22 protein-coding genes are annotated in these 19422 nt (G+C 69.3%); 8 read left to right on the top strand and 14 right to left on the bottom strand.

The genetic code is table 11. The annotated features are described in order from the left end of the window. Positions 1 to 39: 39 nt before the first annotated feature. A complete protein-coding gene (locus FG385_RS06550) occupies positions 40 to 1515 on the bottom strand; it encodes an MFS transporter (RefSeq protein WP_139095702.1) in 1476 nt (491 codons plus the stop codon). Continuing rightward, a complete protein-coding gene (locus FG385_RS06545; protein WP_139095701.1) occupies positions 1512 to 2240 on the bottom strand; it encodes a GntR family transcriptional regulator in 729 nt (242 codons plus the stop codon). Before FG385_RS06545 ends, FG385_RS06550 begins: the two co-directional genes overlap by 4 nt. 225 nt (positions 2241 to 2465) lie before the next feature. Between FG385_RS06545 and FG385_RS06540 the strand changes: the two genes are divergently transcribed. Both FG385_RS06540 and FG385_RS06535 read left to right on the top strand, forming a co-directional pair. Continuing rightward, complete coding sequence (locus tag FG385_RS06540; protein ID WP_407645466.1) at positions 2466 to 3473, top strand: SIS domain-containing protein; 1008 nt, start codon at positions 2466 to 2468, stop codon at positions 3471 to 3473. Next, positions 3470 to 4384: an N-acetylglucosamine kinase gene (locus tag FG385_RS06535; protein ID WP_139095699.1), complete on the top strand. Its 915-nt coding sequence runs from the start codon at positions 3470 to 3472 to the stop codon at positions 4382 to 4384. Before FG385_RS06540 ends, FG385_RS06535 begins: the two co-directional genes overlap by 4 nt. Here FG385_RS06535 and FG385_RS06530 read toward each other — a convergent pair. Then, the gene (locus FG385_RS06530; protein ID WP_139095698.1) at positions 4362 to 5012 is read right to left on the bottom strand and encodes a DUF3159 domain-containing protein; all 651 of its coding nucleotides are present in this window, start codon (positions 5010 to 5012) and stop codon (positions 4362 to 4364) included. The genes FG385_RS06535 and FG385_RS06530 overlap by 23 nt on opposite strands. A gap of 217 nt (positions 5013 to 5229) precedes the next feature. Here FG385_RS06530 and FG385_RS06525 point away from each other — a divergent pair, with 217 nt between their 5' ends. From FG385_RS06525 to FG385_RS06505, 5 genes are read left to right on the top strand one after another with little or no spacing between them, the layout of a single operon-like run. Next, a complete protein-coding gene (locus FG385_RS06525) occupies positions 5230 to 6033 on the top strand; it encodes an SGNH/GDSL hydrolase family protein (RefSeq protein WP_139095697.1) in 804 nt (267 codons plus the stop codon). A gap of 36 nt (positions 6034 to 6069) precedes the next feature. Continuing rightward, positions 6070 to 6534 carry an OmpA family protein gene (locus FG385_RS06520; RefSeq protein ID WP_139095696.1) on the top strand — a complete coding sequence of 155 codons (465 nt, stop codon included), beginning with the start codon at positions 6070 to 6072 and terminating at the stop codon, positions 6532 to 6534. Next, positions 6534 to 6767 carry a hypothetical protein gene (locus FG385_RS06515; RefSeq protein ID WP_139095695.1) on the top strand — a complete coding sequence of 78 codons (234 nt, stop codon included), beginning with the start codon at positions 6534 to 6536 and terminating at the stop codon, positions 6765 to 6767. The genes FG385_RS06520 and FG385_RS06515 overlap by 1 nt, the downstream gene beginning before the upstream one ends. 13 nt (positions 6768 to 6780) lie before the next feature. Further along, on the top strand, positions 6781 to 7260 hold the full coding sequence (locus tag FG385_RS06510) for a DUF6932 family protein (RefSeq protein ID WP_139095694.1): 480 nt from the start codon (positions 6781 to 6783) through the stop codon (positions 7258 to 7260). Further along, positions 7254 to 8138 carry a hypothetical protein gene (locus tag FG385_RS06505; protein ID WP_139095693.1) on the top strand — a complete coding sequence of 295 codons (885 nt, stop codon included), beginning with the start codon at positions 7254 to 7256 and terminating at the stop codon, positions 8136 to 8138. Before FG385_RS06510 ends, FG385_RS06505 begins: the two co-directional genes overlap by 7 nt. 240 nt (positions 8139 to 8378) lie before the next feature. Here FG385_RS06505 and thpD read toward each other — a convergent pair whose 3' ends face one another. The 8 genes from thpD to FG385_RS06465 form a co-directional block, all read right to left on the bottom strand. Continuing rightward, positions 8379 to 9272 (bottom strand): ectoine hydroxylase, encoded by an 894-nt coding sequence (gene thpD, locus FG385_RS06500; protein ID WP_407645465.1) that lies wholly within the window; start codon positions 9270 to 9272, stop codon positions 8379 to 8381. A 58-nt stretch (positions 9273 to 9330) separates the two neighbouring features. Next, a complete protein-coding gene (locus FG385_RS06495; protein WP_139095691.1) occupies positions 9331 to 9720 on the bottom strand; it encodes an ectoine synthase in 390 nt (129 codons plus the stop codon). Positions 9721 to 9733: 13 nt separating this feature from the next. Continuing rightward, positions 9734 to 10984 carry a diaminobutyrate--2-oxoglutarate transaminase gene (ectB, locus tag FG385_RS06490; RefSeq protein ID WP_139095690.1) on the bottom strand — a complete coding sequence of 417 codons (1251 nt, stop codon included), beginning with the start codon at positions 10982 to 10984 and terminating at the stop codon, positions 9734 to 9736. Between the two features lie 52 nt (positions 10985 to 11036). Continuing rightward, on the bottom strand, positions 11037 to 11534 hold the full coding sequence (gene ectA, locus FG385_RS06485; RefSeq protein ID WP_139095689.1) for a diaminobutyrate acetyltransferase: 498 nt from the start codon (positions 11532 to 11534) through the stop codon (positions 11037 to 11039). Between the two features lie 217 nt (positions 11535 to 11751). Further along, complete coding sequence (locus FG385_RS06480; protein ID WP_200834328.1) at positions 11752 to 12498, bottom strand: Abi-alpha family protein; 747 nt, start codon at positions 12496 to 12498, stop codon at positions 11752 to 11754. A 30-nt stretch (positions 12499 to 12528) separates the two neighbouring features. Then, on the bottom strand, positions 12529 to 12849 hold the full coding sequence (locus FG385_RS06475; RefSeq protein ID WP_139095688.1) for a LapA family protein: 321 nt from the start codon (positions 12847 to 12849) through the stop codon (positions 12529 to 12531). A 7-nt stretch (positions 12850 to 12856) separates the two neighbouring features. Further along, the gene (locus FG385_RS06470; protein ID WP_139095687.1) at positions 12857 to 13717 is read right to left on the bottom strand and encodes a class I SAM-dependent methyltransferase; all 861 of its coding nucleotides are present in this window, start codon (positions 13715 to 13717) and stop codon (positions 12857 to 12859) included. A gap of 66 nt (positions 13718 to 13783) precedes the next feature. Continuing rightward, positions 13784 to 14746, bottom strand: coding sequence for a ring-cleaving dioxygenase (locus FG385_RS06465; RefSeq protein WP_139095686.1), 963 nt, complete (start codon positions 14744 to 14746; stop codon positions 13784 to 13786). Between the two features lie 97 nt (positions 14747 to 14843). Here FG385_RS06465 and FG385_RS06460 point away from each other — a divergent pair, with 97 nt between their 5' ends. Continuing rightward, positions 14844 to 15287, top strand: a complete 444-nt coding sequence (locus FG385_RS06460) for a MarR family winged helix-turn-helix transcriptional regulator (RefSeq protein ID WP_139095685.1) — start codon at positions 14844 to 14846, stop codon at positions 15285 to 15287. A gap of 286 nt (positions 15288 to 15573) precedes the next feature. On the opposite strand, the gene FG385_RS06455 is transcribed toward FG385_RS06460, so the two are convergent. From FG385_RS06455 to boxB, 3 genes are read right to left on the bottom strand one after another with little or no spacing between them, the layout of a single operon-like run. Beyond that, on the bottom strand, positions 15574 to 16431 hold the full coding sequence (locus tag FG385_RS06455; protein ID WP_139095684.1) for an amidohydrolase family protein: 858 nt from the start codon (positions 16429 to 16431) through the stop codon (positions 15574 to 15576). Beyond that, positions 16428 to 17990, bottom strand: a complete 1563-nt coding sequence (locus tag FG385_RS06450; RefSeq protein WP_139095683.1) for a benzoate-CoA ligase family protein — start codon at positions 17988 to 17990, stop codon at positions 16428 to 16430. Before FG385_RS06450 ends, FG385_RS06455 begins: the two co-directional genes overlap by 4 nt. A 13-nt stretch (positions 17991 to 18003) precedes the next feature. Beyond that, on the bottom strand, positions 18004 to 19422 hold the full coding sequence (gene boxB / locus FG385_RS06445) for a benzoyl-CoA 2,3-epoxidase subunit BoxB (RefSeq protein WP_139095682.1): 1419 nt from the start codon (positions 19420 to 19422) through the stop codon (positions 18004 to 18006).

The raw sequence follows: 19422 nt of genomic DNA, 5'->3' as shown, positions 1-19422 counted from the left end.
GCGCCACGGCAGGCAACCGTCCACTATGGACTTCACAGATTACCCACGCAGATGCGCCGGCGGCGCTTCCACCGCGCAGTGCAGGCAGTTCCCGAGATCCATTTTCTGTTGCGGCACAACTGGTCCGGGCGCCAGCACGGAGTTGCGGACGCCGACCGCGAGCAACCCGCCCAGCACGGCGAGCCCGGCGCACACCAGCAGCGACATCCGCCAGCCGGCGGTGAGCGCGCCCGGATCGGCATACGACTCGCCGCCGAGCCCGGCGATCGCGGGCAGTACCGCGATCGCGATCAGGCTTCCCGCGCGGGCGATCGCATTGTTGACCCCCGACGCCACCCCGGCGTGCTCGTCGGGCACCGCGGCCAGCACGGTCGCCGTCACCGGCGCGACCATCGTGGCCAGCCCCAGCCCGAAGACCACGACGCCGGGCAGCACCGAACCGAGATACGACGCCCCCGGCGCGACGCGCATCAGCAGGAGCATGCCGGCCGCCAGCACGAGCGGCCCCACGACCAGTTGCGTGCGCGGTCCGATCCGCTGCGCGAGCGCGCCCGACCGCCCCGACAGCAGCAGCATGATGATCGTGATGGGCAGTCCCGCGATACCCGCGGCGGTCGGCGAGTAACCGAGTGAGACCTGCAACTGCAGCACCAGCAGCATCATCACGCCGCCGAGCGCCGCGTAGACGACGAAGGTCAGCCCGTTGGAAAGGCTGAACGTCCGGTCGGCGAACATCGCGGGCGGCACGAGCGGAGCGGCTTCACGCACCTGCAGCCAGACGAACACGGCGAGCCCGCCGATGCCGGCCACCACGGCCCCGAGCACCAACGGGTCGGCCACCCCGCGCCCGGGCGCCTCGACCAGTGCCGCGGTGACCCCGGCGAGCCCGAGCGCGCCGAGCACCGAGCCCCGCACGTCGAGCTTGCCGGTGACCGTCTCGTCGCGTGACTCCGGCACGTACTTGCCGGCGAGCCAGACGCAGACCACCGCGATCGGCAGGTTGATCAGGAAGCCCAGCCGCCACGACCACACCTGCACGAGCAGCCCGCCGACCAGCGGGCCGACCGCCGCGGCGATCCCGCCGAGCCCCGACCAGGCCCCGATCGCGCGCCCGCGGTCCTCGCGGGCGAACGTCGCCTGCAGGATCGCCAGCGAACCGGGAGTCAGCAGCGCGCCGCCGATCCCCTGCAGCACCCGTGTCACGACGAGCATCGGCGTCGACACCGCGAGCCCGCACAGCACGGACGCGGCACCGAACCACACGACGCCGACGACGAACGTCCGCCGCCGGCCGTAGCGGTCACCCAGGGAACCCGCGATCAGGATGAGCGAGGCGAGCGCGAGCAGGTACCCGTCGAGGATCCACTGGAGGCCGGCGACCGAGGCGTTCAGTTCCTTGCCGATCCGGGGCAGCGCGACGTTGACGATCGAGCCGTCGAGCATCGCCATCCCCGAGCCGAGGATCGTGGTCGCGAGAACGCCGCGAGCCCGCGCCGTCCCCCAGCGGACGGTCATGGCCGGGTCAGCGTCGTTATGAACTTGTAGCGATCGCCCCGGTAGATCGAACGGACGAACTCGACCGGCTTCCCGTCGGCACCGAACGAATGCCGGGACAGCAGCAGCACCGGCATGCCGACGTCGGCTCCGAGCAACTCCGCCTCCTGCGGCCCGGCGAGCGAGGTCTCGATGGTCTCCTCCGCCCGCTCCATCTCCACGCCGAAGTGCTCACGCAGCACGGCGTAGAGCGAGCCGCCCGCCGAGACGTGCTTGCGCAGGCCCCGGAACCGGCTCAACGGCAGGTGGGTGGTCTCGAGCGCCATCGGCTCGCCGTCGGCAAGGCGCAGCCGCCGCATCCGCAGGATCTTGGCGCCGCTGCGGATGCCGAGCAGTTTCGACATCTCCGGTTCGGACGCCAGTTCCTCGATCTCGAGCAGCTTCGACGACGGTTCCCGGCCCTGAGCCCGCATGTCCTCTGTGTACGAAGACAGCTGCAGCCGCTGCGCGAGCTTGGGCTCGGCCGCGAACGTGCCCTTGCCCTGCACGCGGTGCAGGCGGCCTTCCGCGGTCAGATCGGCCAGCGCCTGCCGCACGGTGGTCCGGGACACCCCGAAATCCGTCGCGAGGGCGCGTTCGGTGGGGATGGGCGCACCGGGCGGCATGCTCTCGAGGAGGTCGAGCAGATGCTGCTTGAGTGCCCAGTACTTGGGCTCGCGCTGACCGCGCGTGGGTGACTCCACCATGAGCGACTCCCTCTTTTCAGGACGCACCGGGCGCAGGATGAAACTACCCCCTCGCCTCGTCACCACACCCGGGTTAATATTGGTCTAGACCTCAATGGGTCATTACTGCGAAGATGCAGGGAAACCTACCTGATCACGGCGAGGATCCACTTGGGCGACGCGGCGCTACGCGTGCACAATCGCGGATGACGAGAAGGGACGAGGATGACGAGCCCCGGACAGCACATGGCAGCCGAGATCGCGGAGCAACCCGCCGTGCTGGCCGGCCAGGTGGCCCGGCGCGCGGAGTTCGCCGAGGTGGCAGGGGTGATCGCCCGGCGGCCGCCCCGGTTCGCCCTGCTGGCCGCGCGCGGATCGAGCGATCACGCGGCGCTGTACGCGAAGTACCTGATCGAGGTACTGCTGGGGCTGCCGGCGGGCCTGGTGTCCCCGTCGACCGTGACACTGTACGGCGCCCGCCCCGACCTGCGCGACGTCCTGTTGATCTCGGTGAGCCAGAGCGGCGGTTCGCCTGACCTGCTGGAGTTCACCGAGACCGCGCGCAAGCAGGGCGCGCGGACGGTCGCGGTCACGAACACCCCGTCCTCGCCGCTGCGCAACGCCGCCGAACTGGCGGTGGACGTCGGCGCCGGCACCGAGCGCGCCGTCGCGGCCACGAAGACGTACTCGGCGACCCTGCTCGCGCTGTACCTGCTCATCGACGCGGTACGCGGCGGTGACGGCGCGGCCGCGGCCGAACTGGGCGGGCTCGCCGAGGAAGCGCTCCAGATCCCGGTACAGCGCGCGATCGACCGGTACCGCTTCGTCAACCGGATCATCACCACCGGCCGTGGCTACTCGTACGCGACGGCACTGGAGTCGGCGTTGAAACTCGCCGAGACGAGCTACCTCGCCGCCCGCGCGTACAGCGGCGCGGACCTCCTCCACGGCCCGGTCGCGGCGATCGACGAGGACACGGCGGTCCTCGCGGTGACCGGGTCCGGCCGCGGTGGCGCGGCGATGACCGACGTACTGAAAGCGGTTTCCGAGCGCGGCGCTGACGTCCTCGCGCTCGGCTCGGCCAGCGACGAGGTGCCGGCCGCGGTGCGGATCCCGGTGCCGAAGACCACCGAAGAACTGTCGCCGGTGCTGGAGGTGCTGCCCGTGCAGCGGCTCGCGCTCGGCCTCGCGATCGCGCGCGGTGGCGACCCGGACAACCCGCGCGGCCTGCGCAAGGTGACCAGGACGCGATGAGCTTCGTGGTCGGGGTCGACGCGGGCGGCACGTCAGCCCGCGCGGTCGCCGTCGCCGCGGACGGGACGGTGCTCGGCACCGGGCGGTCCGGCGGCGCGAACCCGAACTCCCAACCGCCCGCCACGGCCACGGCCCACCTCGCCGAGGCGATCGGTGGTTGCCTCGAAGGGCTGGACCCGCAGGACGCAAGCGCTTGCGTCGTCGGTATGGCCGGGACCAGCAAGCTCACCGACCCGGCCGTGGCCGCCCTCTTCGAGGAGACCTGGGCGCGGCTGGGCCTGAGCGGGGTGCGCGTACTGACAGACGCGGAGGTGGCCTTCGCGTCGGTGACGCGGGCGCCGGACGGCACGGTGCTGGTCGCAGGCACCGGGTCGATCGCGGGCCGGATCCGCAAGCGGAGGCTGGTCTCGACCGTCGGCGGCTACGGCTGGCTGCTCGGCGACGAGGGTTCGGCGTTCTGGCTGGGTCGCGAAGCGGTCCGGACCACTCTCGACGCGCTCAGCGGCGAACGCGAACTGGGCGAGCTCGCCCGGTCCGTGCTCGCGGCGGCCGGGATCGAGACCGCCGACCGCCGTCGCGCGTGGCAGCGGCTGATCACCGTCGCGAACGCCGAAGCCCCGATCCGGCTCGCCCGGTTCGCTCCGCTGGTCAGTGCCGCGGCGGACGCGAGACCGATCCTCGACCGGGCCGCGGACCTGCTCGCCGGGATCGCGCTGGCGGCGCGCGAGCCCGGCGAGGACACCCCGGTCGTGCTCGTCGGCAGCGTGCTCAGCGGTCCGGTCGGCGAACTGGTCCGCCTGCGCCTGACCGGTCTGGACGTCCTGACCAGCACGGACGGCATGTACGGCGCGGCCTGGCTGGCCGCCGTCGAGGCCTACGGCGACGGGGCTACTCCGCCTCGGCGGGTTTGAGCCGCAGCCCAGGGTGGTCGTCCGGAAGCGTCCGGTACAGCACCCAGCCGCTCACCGCGAGCGTCAGCGCCTGCAGCGGCCAGGTGAGTACCGTGCGTGCCACGCCGAGCGCGACCAGTTCCCCGGCCCACCACAGCGGCAGGTAGACCGCCACCCGCAGCAGGTACTGGCACGACCAGGTAAGGCTCGCGCGCGAATAGGCCCGCAGCAACGCGGGATCCTTGCGCCACCGGGTTTTCTGGCCGAGCACAAGCCCGACCACCACGCCGAGCAGCGGCCACCGCACCACGACGCTCGCCGCCCACAGCAGCGCGCTGGCCACATTGGACAGCAACTGGATCAGGAAGAAGTCCTGCGCGCGCCCGGTGTGCAGGGCGACCAGCGCGGCGACGATCACCGCCGCGAGGCTCACCACGACGGCGCGCGCCTTGTCCCCGCGGACGAGCCGGAACACGCCGACCGCGACCGCGGTCCCGATCGCCGCCCCCGAACCCCACGCGATCGAGTTGCCGGCGATCAGCCAGCCGAGGACGAAGGCGAGCGGCGGCAGGCTCGCGTCCACCGCGCCCTTGCGCCCGCCGAGCACGCTGGCCAGGGATTCTCGTTCGCGAATCGGAGGTGAGGTCACCCTTACATGCTGCCCGATTCCGATCGTCCGGGCGACAGATCCCGAGATCTTGACCACAGGCCAGGTCTCGATTCCAGTAATGGAGAGGCGCGAATGGCCGACAACGTAAGAAACTATGACTTCCGAGCAAACCGACGGTGGCGTAGCCAGGGAACAGCGCGGCATCCTCGGTTTGTTGCTCCTGGGGGTAGGGGTGCGCGAGAGAGGGGATCGCAGCGTGTACGGCTACGAAAGCTATGTCGCCTTGGGTGACAGCTTCACCGAAGGCCTGAACGACGAACTCCCCGACGGCACCTTCCGCGGCTGGGCGGATCGGCTGGCCGAAACGCTCGCCGGTGGCAGACCGGGTTTCCAGTACGCGAACCTCGCGCTGCGCGGGAAGATGCTCGCGGAGATCGTCGACGAGCAGGTGCCCGTCGCGCTCGAGCTCAGGCCCGATCTGGTGACCTTCTGCGGCGGCGGCAACGACGTCATCGTGCCCGGCACGGACGTCGACGAGATCTGCGCGAAGATCGACGAGGTGGTCGGCGCGCTCACCGGCGCCGGTATCGACGTGCTGCTGTTCAACGGTCCCGACACGAAGACGCTGTCGGTGATGAGTGTGCTGCGCGGGAAGATCGGCATCTACAACACGAACCTGTGGGCGATCGCGGACCGCCACGGTGCGCGGGTGGTCGACCTGTGGGCGATGGACGTGCTGCGGGACTTTCGCGCGTGGAGCGACGACAGGCTGCACTTCACTGCCGAGGGCCATCGGCGCATCGCGCTGCGGGCGGCGGAACTGCTGGCCGTGCCGGTGACCGGGGACTGGCGCGAACCGTGGCCGGCGCTGGAGGTGCCGCGAAGCTGGGTCACCCAGCGGCGCTCGGATCTGGCCTGGACCAAGACGCATCTGCTGCCGTGGATCCGCCGCCAGATACGCGGCGAGTCGATGGGCGACGGCCTGTCCCCCAAGCGGCCCGAGCTCACCCCGTACGTGATCCCGTCGATGCCGGCCGACGACCGCGCCTCCACCAGCTGAGTCGCGCCCGGCCTGACCTCGGCTTACAGTCGCGATGTGTCCGGTTCGCGGCTCTGGGTCCCGGTCGCGCCGATCGCGGTTGTGGTGACCGGCCTGCTGGCGCTGGCCGTGGTCACCGTCCAGGGCCCCCAGTTGCGCGCGCATCTGACCGGACCCGGCAGGGCCGCCGTGCAGGCCGAGATCGATCGCACGCTCGCCGCGGACCCGATCGTCTTCGGCCCGAACGCAACCGAACCGGGCGGCGGTGACGCGGTCGCGCGGCTCGCCGACGTGCTCATGGCCGCGCCTGCCGGGCTGACCTTCGAAGTCGGCGGGCACGTCGCACCTGCCCCGGACGGTGAGGCGGCCGCGATGGAACTGTCACGGGCCCGGGCAGACGCCGTGGTGAAAGCGCTTGCCGCGGCCGGGGTTCCAGCCGATCGGCTGACCGCGAAGGGCTATGGCGACACCCGGCCCAGCGCCACGGGTGAGGACCGGCGCGTGGACGTCAGGGTGCAGTGATGTTGTGGTTGTTCGGGCAGATCTGGCTCTGGCTGCTGGCGGCGTTCGTACTCGGCGCCGCCGCCGGAGCCCTGGTCATGCGGCGGGCGCGAAGACCGGCCCCGCCACCCGTGCAGGCCGAGCAGACGCAATGGCTCCCGAGACCGCCGGACGAGTACGTCGACCCGGAGCAACCGGACCGCGGCCACCGCTCCGGCACGCTCCCCATCGACTGGCCGCCATCCCAGAGTTGATAACTTTCTTCGCATGCCGCTCCCGCACTGGACCATGGAGGGGTTACTCCCGCCAGGGCGGCTCCCCGCCGACGTCGCCGACATCTACGAACGCCTGGTGTTCGACGCGCCCCACCAGAACGAGCGGGAGATCCTGTTCAGTGCCCTCAACAGTTACCTCGGCGCGGTCTCCCGGATCATCCCCGGCGGCCGCGCCTGGATCGGCGGCTCGTTCATCGCCCGCACCAAGCAGGTGCCCGGCGGACTCGACGTCGTCCTCATCCCGGACGACTGGGGCAACCTCAAACGCATGACTGGGCCCGCACGCGATTCGCTGTACGGCCTGGTCACGCTGCGCGGGGTGATCGTCGGCCAGCCCGCGATGTACCTGGACCAGGTGCAGCCGGTGGGCGGGCTGCTGGACGGCTTCCTGTGCTTCCCCGGTGACGAGGAGACCTGGGCGAGGACCTGGTCGGCCGACGGCACGCGCGGTTTCCCCGAGGTGATCTGGTGACCGAGTTCCGCAGGATCGCCGACGAAATCCCGGGCGGCACCTGGCTCGACGATCTCGCGCGCGCGTCGGCGATGGCCGCGCACGCGAAGTTCGAGCGCACGTCCAGCGCCCCGCTGCTGCGGGTGTCGATGCTCGGCACGACCAACCTCGACGCGTACACGTTCTCCGACATCAGCCGCGCGTTGCAGGACGCGACCGCGAAGGTCGGGCACATCATCCGCAATCCGCAGGCGGAGGTCACCTACGTCCAGCCGGCCGACCGCGACAAGGCGCCGCTGATCCAGCGGGGCCAGGCGGGCAACACGATCTTCTTCGGCTTCCCCGAGCCCGCGCTCGACGACGCGCTCATCCACGACGGCATCGAGAGCCTGTCGGAACGCGCGGTCAAGGAGTTGTGCGACTTCCTGCCCGCGAACGGCTCCGACGACGGCGCGCTCGACGCGGTGCTGGTGCAGCGCGACACCGTGCGCAACGCCGTCAGCGACATCGTGAACGCGGTGGTGAAGAACGCGGGAATCGGCATCCAGCTGACCCCCACCTCCGGCGAGGAGGTGGGCCGCAGCATGACGCTCGACCAGGCGAAAGTGCTGAACTCGAGCCTGCGCGAGTCCCGTGAAGCGGTCGGCTACGAGACTGTCTCGGGGCGGCTCGACGGGGTGCGCACGCGGCGGCGGATCTTCTACCTGGAGCGGGAATCCGGCGGCACGATCCAGGGCGCGGTCGCGCCGGATCTGCTCGGCCAGATCAAGGAAAACCTCGACCGACCGGTGACGGCTCGCCTGCGCGTCGTGCGCGCGACGACGATCGACGGCCGCCGCGGACGTCCGGTACACGAGCTGCTGGAGATCACGCCGGAAGTGAACCTCTTCGACCAGTAAGCGTGTTTGGCCGATTCCTGGTACGGGTAGACGACTGCGGCCCCGTGCCACCAGTCCCGATCTGGTGGCGCGGGGCCGCACCCGGTGCCCATTGTCAGCGGTCGCACAGGACTCACCCGAGCGAGGAACTGCCTACACCACCGGCGACAACCTCGGTCCGCTCCGTCGCCGAAGCGGTTGCGACACCGTAACAGGCTGCATCGGGTCGGCTACAACCGCCCCTACTGTGAAGTGGGACACTCAGCGCGTCACGGGAATGAATTCGCGGCTGCCGATGAACGTCGGCCGCGGCTTGGCCGCCGCGAACGGCTCGACCAGCGTGTTCTCGACGCTGTTGAACACCAGGAAGATGTTCGACCGCGGGAACGGCGTGATGTTGTTGCCCGAGCCGTGCATGATGTTCGAATCGAACCACAGCGCCGAGCCGGCGGGCCCGGTGAACTGCTCGACACCGTGTTCGGCGGCCAGTTCGGTGATGTGCTGCGGGCTCGGGACGCCGATCTCCTGCTCCTTGAGCGAGGCCTTGTAGTAGTCCTCGGGCGTCTCGCCCTCGCAGGGCACGAACGTGCGCTGCGAACCCGGCATGACCATCAGCCCGCCGTTGTACGGGTAGTTGTCGGTCAGCGCGATCGAGCAGCTCACGGCGCGCGGGCTGGGCATGCCGTCCTCGGCGTGCCAGGTTTCGAAGTCCGAGTGCCAGTAGAACCCGCTGCCCTTGAACCCGGGCATGTAGTTCACGCGGGTCTGGTGGAGGTAGACCTCCGAGCCGAGGATCTGCCGGGCGCGGTCGAGCACCCGCGGGTCACGGACCAGCTCGCGGATCAGCTCGCTGATCTTGTGCACCTCGAAGATGGACCTGACCTCGCCGCTGGCCTTCTCGGTGATCACGCGCTCGTCGGCCTTGAGCGTCTCATCACCGGACAACCGGACCAGCTCCTGCCAGTAGGCCTGCACCTCGGCCGGGGACAGCAGTCCCTCGACGATGTGGAACCCCTTGGCATCATGCGACGCGAGCGTCGCCGCATCGACGGGCCCGTCGCCCTCGCTGCCCCAAACCGTCGGATCGGCCCGGTCGAGCGGCTTCACCGGCCCGGTGACCCGGGTCGGGTAGCGGTCCTCGATACCGGTGTCCATCATGGTCAAAACGGTTCGCCTCCCTTATGGCTTCCCCTTTTTCGTGCGTGGTGGGTGGTCAGTCTTCGGTGACCAGCGGGTACACGCCGTTTTCGTCGTGCACCTCCCGCCCGGTGACGGGCGGGTTGAAAACGCACACGGTCCGCATGTCGGTCTTCGGGCGGACCTGATGCTTGTCATGGTCGTTGAGCAGGTACAGAGAGCCCGGCCTGAGCTGGAACGTCTCCCCGGTGGCCTTGTTGGTGACCTCGCCCTCGCCCTCGAAGACGAACACGGCTTCGATGTGGTTCGCGTACCAGAAGTCGTTCACCGTGCCCGCGTAGAGCGTCGTCTCGTGAACCGAGAACCCGACCTTCTCCTTGGCGAGGATTATCCGCTTGCTGCGCCAGTTCGGCGTTTTGATATCAGCGTCGGTGTCGGTGATCTCGTCGAGGGTACGGACGATCAAAACAACTCTCCTTCTACTTGCCCAGTACGGCTTTGACGGAGGCGTCGATGATCTCGAGGCCTTCGTCCACTTCGGACTCGGACAGCGTCAGCGGCGGCAGCAGCTTAGCCACCTCACTGTCCGGACCGGAGGTCTCCATCAGCAGCCCGCGGTCGAACGCGGCCGCGCACACCTTCCCCGCGACCTCGCCGCTGGCGAACTCCAGGCCGCGCGCGAGCCCCCGGCCCTTCGCGATGATGCCGCCGTCGTAGGCCTCGGCGATGCCTTCCAGCGCCGCGCCGACCCGTTCGCCCTTCGCGCGCGTGGACTTCTCCAGCTCGTCGTCGCTCCAGTAGGTGCGCAGCGCTTCCGCCGCGGTGACGAACGCGGGGTTGATCCCGCGGAAGGTGCCGTTGTGCTCGCCCGGTTCCCACACGTCCAGTTCGGGCTTGATCAGAGTGAGCGCGAGCGGCAGGCCGTAGCCGCTGATCGACTTCGACAGGCAGACCATATCCGGTTTGATGCCGGCGTCCTCGAAGCTGAAGAACGGACCGGTGCGCCCGCAGCCCATCTGCACGTCGTCCACGATGAGCAGGATGTCGTGCCGCTGGCACAGATCCGACAGGCCGCGCAGCCATTCGATACCGGCCGCGTTGATGCCGCCCTCGCCCTGCACGGTCTCCACGATCACCGCGGCCGGTTCGTTGAGCCCGCTGCCGGAGTCGTCGAGAAGCCGTTCGAAGTAGAGGAAGTCCGGGTACACGCCGTCGAAGTACTGGTCGTAGGGCATCGGCGTGGCGTGCACGAGCGGGATACCGGCGCCGCTGCGCTTCATCGAGTTGCCGGTCACCGACAGCGCGCCCAGCGTCATGCCATGGAAGGCGTTGGTGAAGTTGATGACCGACTCCTTGCCGGTCACCTTGCGAGCGAGCTTCAGTGCCGCCTCGACGGCGTTGGCACCGCCGGGACCTGGGAAGATGACCTTGTAGTCCAGCTCGCGGGGCTGCAGGATCTTCTCCTGCAGGGTCTCCAGCATGTCGCGCTTGGCGACGGTGAACATGTCCAGCGAGTGCGTGACCCCGTCACGCGCGATGTAGTCGAGCAGAGCCTGCTTGAGCACCGGGTTGTTGTGCCCGTAGTTGAGTGCTCCCGCGCCCGCGAAGAAGTCCAGGTACGGCTTGCCGTCCTCGGCGTAGAGGCGGCTGCCCAGGGCGCGGTCGAACACGACCGGCCACCCCCGGCTGTAGCTGCGCACTTCGGACTCGAGTTTTTCGAAGATGCTCACGTGCTTTTCCAACTCCCGACTGATTCCTGATCGGTGGCCAATTCCCACACTATTACCGGGAAAGCGGCCCGATCCGGTAGAGGTCCTCCGGCTCGTGCGGCTCGTCATCCGCGGGAAAGTCCGAGCTGTCGAACAGCCGCACCCGCTCCATCGACGCGTTCCAGCGCTTCGCGAACGACGCGAATGTTCTTATCGAGGCGTCGTTGTCAGGCGTGACCGTCGTCTCCAGGTAACGCACGCCGTCGCGCACCAAGCGGCTGAACAGCTCATCCAGCAACGCCCCGGCCAGGCCCTTTCCACGCTGCGCGGCGTCTACGGCGACCTGCCATACCAGCGCCGCATCGGGTGCGGCCGGTCTGCGGTACGCGATGACGAAACCGACCGCGCGACCGTCCACTTTGGCCACAACGGTGGTGCCGGCGAAATCGCGGCACCACAACAAATACGCATACGGCGTGTTGAGATCCAGCTTCTGCGAATCCCGTGCGATTCGCCATAGCGCAGCGCCGTCGGCCTTGGTCGGAGAGTCGATCAAGTGCTTTCCGGACATGTCAAAACAACCTAACAGAGGTTCTTGGGAGGTTCACCGAAGCATGATGCAGGCGGGCTAACTACCTGCAACGACGACGAAACACGTGTGACAATGCCAACAAAAGCGTATCTTTTGTGCCCGAAATATGCTATAGAGCAGCACGAAACCACCCCGTTGATCCCCGCCCTTAACAGCGTTGCCATCGGGGATTTCGTTACACGGTAGTTGGGGGACTTCAGGGCACGCGAGCCGGTAAAGACGGATCGCAGGCCGCCCAGAACCGGGTGCCGAACCGGGAAAGTCGCACGGCGTGCCGGACGAGCTTCGCCCGCTTCGCCGCGGCGCGCACCGCGCGCACCAGTTCGTCGGTCGTGAGAATCTCGTACTGCGAGCTCAGCGCCGCGTCTTCGGCGGTGATGTCCACCAGGCCGAACCCGGCCAGCCTGGTCAGGTAGCTGGGCACCTCGTCGGGCAGGGTCACCCCGGCCGCCTTGCCGACGGTCGAGGCGTTGCGCAGCAGGATCCGGTCCCCGCGGGCCACCACGTCGACGGCGGGATAGGCCTCACCGCCCGCGAGTACTGCCAGGATGCGGGCTTCGTCGGGAGTCAGGTCACGGAGCACGGTCGCGTAGAGATACTCGCGGGCACGGTCCCGGTCGAAGGTGGCCGAGCGGTCGAGAAGTTCCCTCATCGCCGCCCTCAGCGGCTCTGCCATCACCACAAGCTGGCCGGAGCCGTTCGACTCGGTCGACGCGGCGGTGAGCGCGACCACGTACGGGTCGTCGATCCGGTCCAGACGCCTGCGCAGGGTGGACAGCACCTGGCGCTCGACAAGGCGCAGGCCCTCGGTCGCGTTCTCGACTCCGGGCAGGCGCCGCCCGGCCGAGATACCGGTGCGCGCGGCCCAGCCCGCCAGCCGCCCGGCTCGCTGCAGCAGGGAGCTCTCCGCGTCCGGCACCGCCGGCAGGTCTTCGCTCGTCACGCCCGAGAGATTACCGAGCCGACCGTCAGGTCAGCGGAGTGCTCGGTGGGCCCGCTTGGTCGCCCTGCGCAACTGCATGATCCGGGCCGCGCCGATGAGCGCGACCAGCACCGCGCCACCGATCGCGGCCAGCAGCATCGCGACGCCGAGCGGGAGGCCGGCGCTCATGCCGAGGAACTGGACGGTGGCGGTGCCGAGGTTCTGCAGGATGAAGATGAGCAGGAAGACCAGGACGATGATGGCGACGATCACGGCGGCCCAGGTACCGCTTACCCGGGTGCGGTCGATCTTCGTCGGAGGGGTTGTGGCTGGTTCCGGGGACGGCGGGGCGGGTTCGTGGTCCTGCGTCATACGCGAATTATCGTCCGACCAGCGGCATTGTGCTCGATTCCGGCATCCGATCGGGTGACCAGACCAGCGTCACCATGCGGCGCGTACCCGCCCGGTCACCCGCGAGTGCGGCGGCCACGTCCGCGGTCCGGTCACGCGCGAGACACAGGCGACGGCGAGTGACCGCGACCAGCTCGTCGAACGGGACCGGGGCGGGCGCCTTCTGCCAGCGCACCTCCTCCGGCTCGACACCGAGCTCACGCAGCGCGACCACGGCGTCGTCCGCGGTGGGCCCGTGCGGGCGGTCGAGGTTGTGAAAGCGCTTCCACAGGTCGTTCATCTCAGCCAGCGGATGGGTGTCGGTCAGCTCGAGGACCACCCGCCGCGCGTGCCTGGCGAGCGCTTCGACGAACGGCGGCAGGTCCGGCACGTTGTAGAGGACGTTCGCGCAGACGATGACATCGACGACGCCCACCTGGTCGGCGACATCCGGCCACCTGCCTTCGATCGTCCGGTGCGGCACGGACAGTCCGGCGGCCCGCTCGGCGAACTCGGCGAGCAGTCGTGCGTTGGGGTCCACGGCCGTGACGTGCGTGATCGCCCGCGCGCACGGCAGGCTCGCCGCGCCCGCCCCGGCCCCGATGTCCAGCACGGTGCCGCCGTAGTCCAGGACCGCCCGGTGGGTCGGCGTCGAGGGCGCGCCGAGTTGGCTGTCAGCGCGGCGGACGAACACGTTCGGCGGCACCCCCCACGGCGATTCCTCCGCCCGCGCGAGGATCTCCGGCGGGATCGCCCACTCGGCGAGCTCCGCGGCCCAGCGCTCGACCGCGGTCACCGCCGGATCGTCTACTGTGGACTTTCCTGCGGGTTCGATGGCGGCGAAGTCCATCTGGCCAAGGCTATAGCCACACTTTCGCCACTTCGACCGCCTCCAGGGTGACAACGTCCTGGAGCGTCACGCCTGTGCCGGGTTGTTCTCGCTGGGTAGGTTCAGTTTCGGCAGGGCGTGCTCGATCTGCTCGCGGTCCGGCTCGAGCCACGGCGGGAGCTTGAGCGCGCGGCCCAGTTCCAGCAGGGGTTCGTCGATCGCGAAGCCCGGCTGGTCGGTCGCCACCTCGAGGAGCGTGCCGCCCGGCTCACGGAAGTAGATCGACCGGAAGTACTGGCGGTCCAGGATCGAAGTCACGTTCACCCCGCGGTCGACCAGTTCCGCGCGCCAGGATGCCTGCGTCGGCTCGTCGGGCGCGCGCCATGCGACGTGGTGCACGGTGCCGGTGGAGACGACCCCGCGCGGAGTGCCCGGCGTGACCACGACGTCGACCAGCGCGCCCGGCCCTCCCTCGCCGGCACCGAACCGCAGGCGGTTGGAGTCCTGTCCGGTGAAGGTCAGGCCCAACTCGCCGAACATCTCCGCGGTCGCGTCCTCCTCGGCGACGGACAGCGTCACCGAATGCAGGCCACGGATGGCGTGCTCGGCGGGCACATGTCCGTTGTCCCACGGATCCCGCGGGTCGCCCTGCGGATGCGCGACGAGCGCGAGCCGCAGCCCGTCCGGGTCGTCGAACGTGAGCACGTCCTCGCCGTCGCGGCTGGTGATGCGGCCGGTGGTGATGCCGGCTCGCCCGAGGTGGTCCTTCCACCATCCGATCGAATTCGCCGGGACGGAGAACGAGGTCGTGGTGGCCTGACCGGTGCCGCGCCGGCCCTTCGGCGCGTCCTTCCAGGGGAAGAAGGTCAGGAGTGAGCCGGGTACGCCGGACTCGTCACCGTAGTAGAGGTGATACGTGCCGGGATCGTCGAAGTTCACGGTGGTCTTCACCAGGCGGAGGCCAAGGGTGCGGAGGTAGAAGTCGGCGTTGCGCTGCGGGTCACCGCCGATCGCGGTGACGTGGTGCAGCCCGGTCGTCTTGATGGACATCGTTCCTCCTCAAGAGGCGTGTCATACAGAATCTAGGTCGAAAACCTCTTTCTGGCAAGATATATTCCGGTAAGAAAAGTCCACGTATACTCTTCGCGTGGCAGACGATGACGAGATAGTGACGTGGTGGGGCCTGGTCATCGAGGGCTACGTCGCGACGCAGGACAAGCTGATGGGCGAGATCGGCGAGCGGTTCGAACTGTCGCCCGCGCAGTTCGACATCCTTCTCCGGCTCGTGCGCACCCCGGGGTATCAGATGCCGATGACAAGGCTGGCCAACGAGGCGGCGCTGTCCAGCGGTGGTTTCACCAAGGTTGCGGACCGGCTGGAGGCGGCGGGCCTGATCGTGCGGCGGCCGAGCCGCGACGACCGGCGGGTGACCTACGCGTGCCTGTCCGAGCACGGCCGGAGCGTGGCCGAAAAGGCACGGCACGCCTGCGCTGAGATCCTCCGGCGGCGGGTGCTGGATCCGCTGGGCCCGGATGCGTCGAAGGCCCTCGCCGAAGCGATGCGAACCCTGCGCTCCGTCAACGGCGGCTGATGGCGGCTGATGGCTGGCGTGTCCGGCAGCGCCACCCCACGGCGGCAGGGGCGGCGGGGCGGCGGCCGAGGCGAGGGCGGCGGGCGCGAGGCGGGGCGGCGGGCGCGAGCGGGTTCGATGGCGGGAGCCGAACTCACGCCCGGCGAAAGCCCAACTCACGGGCAGCGAAAGCCCAACTCACCGACCGCGGGAGCCCGACTCACCACCCGCGAAAGCCCAACTCGCGGGAAGTGAAGGCCCAACTTGCGGGCGGCGGGAGCCCCGGGCGAGGGGCAGGGGCGGGCCCTTAGATGGCTAGGTTGGGGAAGAGTTTGGCTGCGTTGCCGGATAGGACGTCCGTTAGGACGCCGTCCGGTAGACCTAGCGACGCCAGGGCTCGCACGTTGCGGGCGGCGCCTGGGACGCCCGGCCAGTCCGTGCCGAACACGAACTTCCCGGCGAGGCGCTCGAAATCGAACCGCGCGTAGTACTCCGGGAGCTTCTTCGGCGGCAGGCCGGCCAGATCGAGCCAGACGTTCGGCCGGGCCAAGGCCATGAACGCCGCCGCGTCGTACCACCAGCCGCGGCCGCCGTGCGCGAAGACGAAGTCTACCTCCGGGAAGTCCTCGACCACGTCCGAAAGCAGCTCCGGATTGCCGAAACTCGTTCGTGCGCCCGGGAAACTGCTCATGCCCGAATGCAGGATCACCGGCACGCCCCGCTCCGCGCATACGTGGTACGCCCGGTACAGCTCCTTGTCCGCGGGCGAGAAGGCGCCGTGCACGGGGTGGATCTTCAACGCCACCGCACCGAGATCCAGCTGCCGCTCCGCCTCCGCGGCGACCGGATGGTGCAGGTACGGGTTCACGTTCGCGACCAGCCGGAACCGGACCGGGTTGTGGCGCACGAGCGGCAGGTTGTCCTCGATCGGCTGGATCCCCGTCGCGCGCGGGCTGTACTCGCTGAACAGCAGCACGCGATCCACGCCTTCGGACTCGAACAACGCGTCCAGTTTGGACGGAACCGGCACCCCGTCGGAGTCGTAGGCCGAGCGCCAGTCGTGCGGGCCGGAGAACTTCTCCGCCCATTCGCGCCAGGCCGGTTTGACCGTGCTCAGCCGCGGCGCGTGCACATGCGCGTCGACGACCGCCCTGCCATCGATCACGCGAGCGCTCCCGGGCGCAGGGAATCGCGGACCTGCTCGCGGATCACATTGCGGCGGATCTTGCCGGTCGCCGTCTTCGGCAACTCGGCCACCTCGACCACGGCTCGCGGCCGCTTGAACGAAGCCAGCCCTTCGCGGCAGAACTCGATCAGCACATCGGGCTCGATCGCGCGCCCGGCCACCGGGACCACGCACGCGACGGGCTTGTCGATTCCGTCCTCGTCGGGCGCCGCGACGACGGCCACCTCGGCCACGTCGGGATGCTGCAGCAGTCTTTGCTCCACTTCGGACGGTGAGACCCAGATCCCGCCCGCCTTGAGCATGTCGTTGAACCGGCCGAGGCAGGTGTAGGTGCCGTCCGGATTCCGGACGTAGCTGTCACCGGTCCGCAGCCACTCCCCCTGGAACACGCGCTTCGACGTCTCGTACCGGCTCCAGTAGCCGAACGCGGTCGAGGGCCCGCGCACGAACAGTTCCCCCGGCTCCCCTGCCGCCTCGACCGGCGCGCCCAGCGTGTCACGGATTTCGACGTCGTAGCCCGGCACCGCGGTACCCGTGGTGCCCGGGACGACCTCGCCGGGCCGGTTCGACAGGAAGATGTGCAGCGCCTCGGTGGACCCGATGCCGTCGAGGATCTCGACCCCGAACCGGTCCCGGAACCGCTCGAACAGCACGGCCGGCAGCGGTTCACCCGCGGAAACCGCCTGGCGCACCGAGGAAAACGCGTCGTCCGGGATGTCGCTGGCCAGCAGCGCCGCATAGAAGGTCGGCACGCCGAAGAACAACGTGGGACGGTGGGCGCGGGCCCGCTCGGCGACCAGTTGCGGCGAGGGGCGGCCGGGCTCCAGCACCGTGCTCGCGCCGACCGAGAACGGGAAGAACGCGGAATTCCCGATGCCGTAAGCGAAGAACAGCTTCGCGACGGAGAAGCACCTGTCCTCGGACCGGATGCCGAGGACGTCGCGAGCATACGTCTCGCAGACCGCGCGAATGCTCGCATGCCGGTGCATCGCACCCTTGGGCTCGCCCGTGGTGCCCGAGGTGTACAGCCACAACGCGGGTGAATCCTCCCACGTGCCGAACGGCGCGACCGGGTCCGATGTGGACAGTTCGGCCCAATCGTGCGTGTCCACCCCGGGGAAGTCCAGCGGATCCGCCCGGTCGAGCACCATCGACACGAGCTCCGGAGCCAGCGCCGCGGCCTCCTTCGCGGCGGCGGTGAACTCCGCGGACACGCACAGCACGCGCGCCCGCGAGTCGGCCAGCACCTTGCCCAGCTCGGCGCCGGTGACCATGGTCGATACCGGCACCGGCACGGCGCCCGCGTACATCGCGCCGAGGATGCCGGACAGCAGCTCGACCCCGTCGACCATGCACAGCATCACGCGCTCTTCCGGCCGCACCCCGAGCGCGGCCAGGCCGCCCGCGACGCGGTGCACCTCTTGAGCCAACTCGGCGTAGGTGAGCGTCCCGGTCGGGGTGATCACCGCGACGCGCCCGCCTTCGCCCGCACGTACATGCCTGTCGAGCAGGTAATCCACCGCGTTGAACCCCGCCATGAGCCCCGCCTCCCTAGAGGTGAACGTACTCGTAGTCGAACGGATTTCCGTTGATCCCCTGGCGCGGGGGCGCGACCCAGCCGGCGATCTTCCCTCGCTCGTACACCGGGTGCATGAGCGAGCGGACGAACGCCAGGTCCTCGCTGCTGGGCAGCCAGTGCTTCCGGCCGTTCTCCCAGGTCTCTCCGTCCACGATCGTCCCGTCCGGCGTGATGCGGTGACCGGAGTTTATGCCGACCGCGCGGTTGAAGCCAGGGTGCGGCAGGGCGAGCCGGAAGGAGATGCCGGCCTCCTCCAGGATCCGGTTCCAGCGCTTGACCCCGGACTGGCAGTCGGCGATGTACTCCTCGCGCAGATCCAGGTTCAGCAGCAGGATCTTCTGCAGCTCGTCGCTGTCCCACGTGCCGTCGTCACGGGGCCGCCGCAGCTCGGCGCTGTCGTCGGTGAGCTTGTGGTCGTCCTTGCGGCGCGGTTCGAGCCAGCGGCCCTTGAGCCCCGCCGTGTAGTAGTTCGCGGCGTTGGTGGAGGTTTCGCTGCCGAAGAGGTCAAGCGAGACGCTGTAGTGGAAGTTGAGGTAGCGCTGCACGATCTCCAGCGGGATCCCGCCGTGCGCGCCGATGTCCATCGTGTCGTGCTCGCGGATCAGCTCGGCGGAACGCTGCACCACCCGGTCGACACCCGTGGTGCCGACGAACATGTGGTGCGCCTCCTCCTTGAGCATGAACTCACACGTGCGCGAGAGCGGGTCGAACGCCGATTCCTTCAGCGTGCCCAGCTGGTACTTGCCGTCCCGGTCGGTGAAGTAGGTGAACATGAAGAACGCGAGCCAGTCCGCGGTCTCCTCGTTGAACGCACCGAGGATGCGCGGCGCGTCCGGGCTGCCGGAGTTGCGGTGCAACAGCGCTTCGGCCTCCTCGCGGCCCTCGCGCCCGAAGTAGGCGTGCAGCAGGTACACCATCGCCCACAGATGCCGGCCCTCTTCGACGTTGACCTGGAACAGGTTCCGCAGGTCATACAGCGACGGCGCGGTCAGCCCCAGTAGTTTCTGCTGCTCGACCGACGCCGGTTCGGTGTCGCCCTGGATCACGATCAGCCGCTGCAGGTCGGCGCGGTACTCGCCCGGCACCTGCTGCCATGCCGGTTCGCCCCGGTGCTCGCCGAACGCGATCGTGCGGTCGGGGTCGCGTTCGGCGAGGAAGATGCCCCACCGGTAGTCCGGCACGTTGACGTGGTCGAAATGCGCCCAGCCGTCGCGGCCGACGCTGACCGCGGTGCGCAGGTACACCCCGTGTGTCTCCAGCGTCGGGCCCATCTCGCCCCACCAGTTCAGGAACTTCGGCTGCCAGCCTTCCAGCGCGCGCTGCAGCCGCCGGTCCTCGGTGAGGTTGACGTTGTTGGGGATCTTGCTGTCGTAGTCGATCTTCTCCGGCAC

This window comes from Amycolatopsis alkalitolerans (assembly GCF_006152065.1).
Classification (GTDB): domain Bacteria; phylum Actinomycetota; class Actinomycetes; order Mycobacteriales; family Pseudonocardiaceae; genus Amycolatopsis_E; species Amycolatopsis_E alkalitolerans.
The sequence above is the reverse complement of the archived record's forward strand: the minus strand, read 5'-3'. Positions and strand labels throughout refer to the sequence as shown.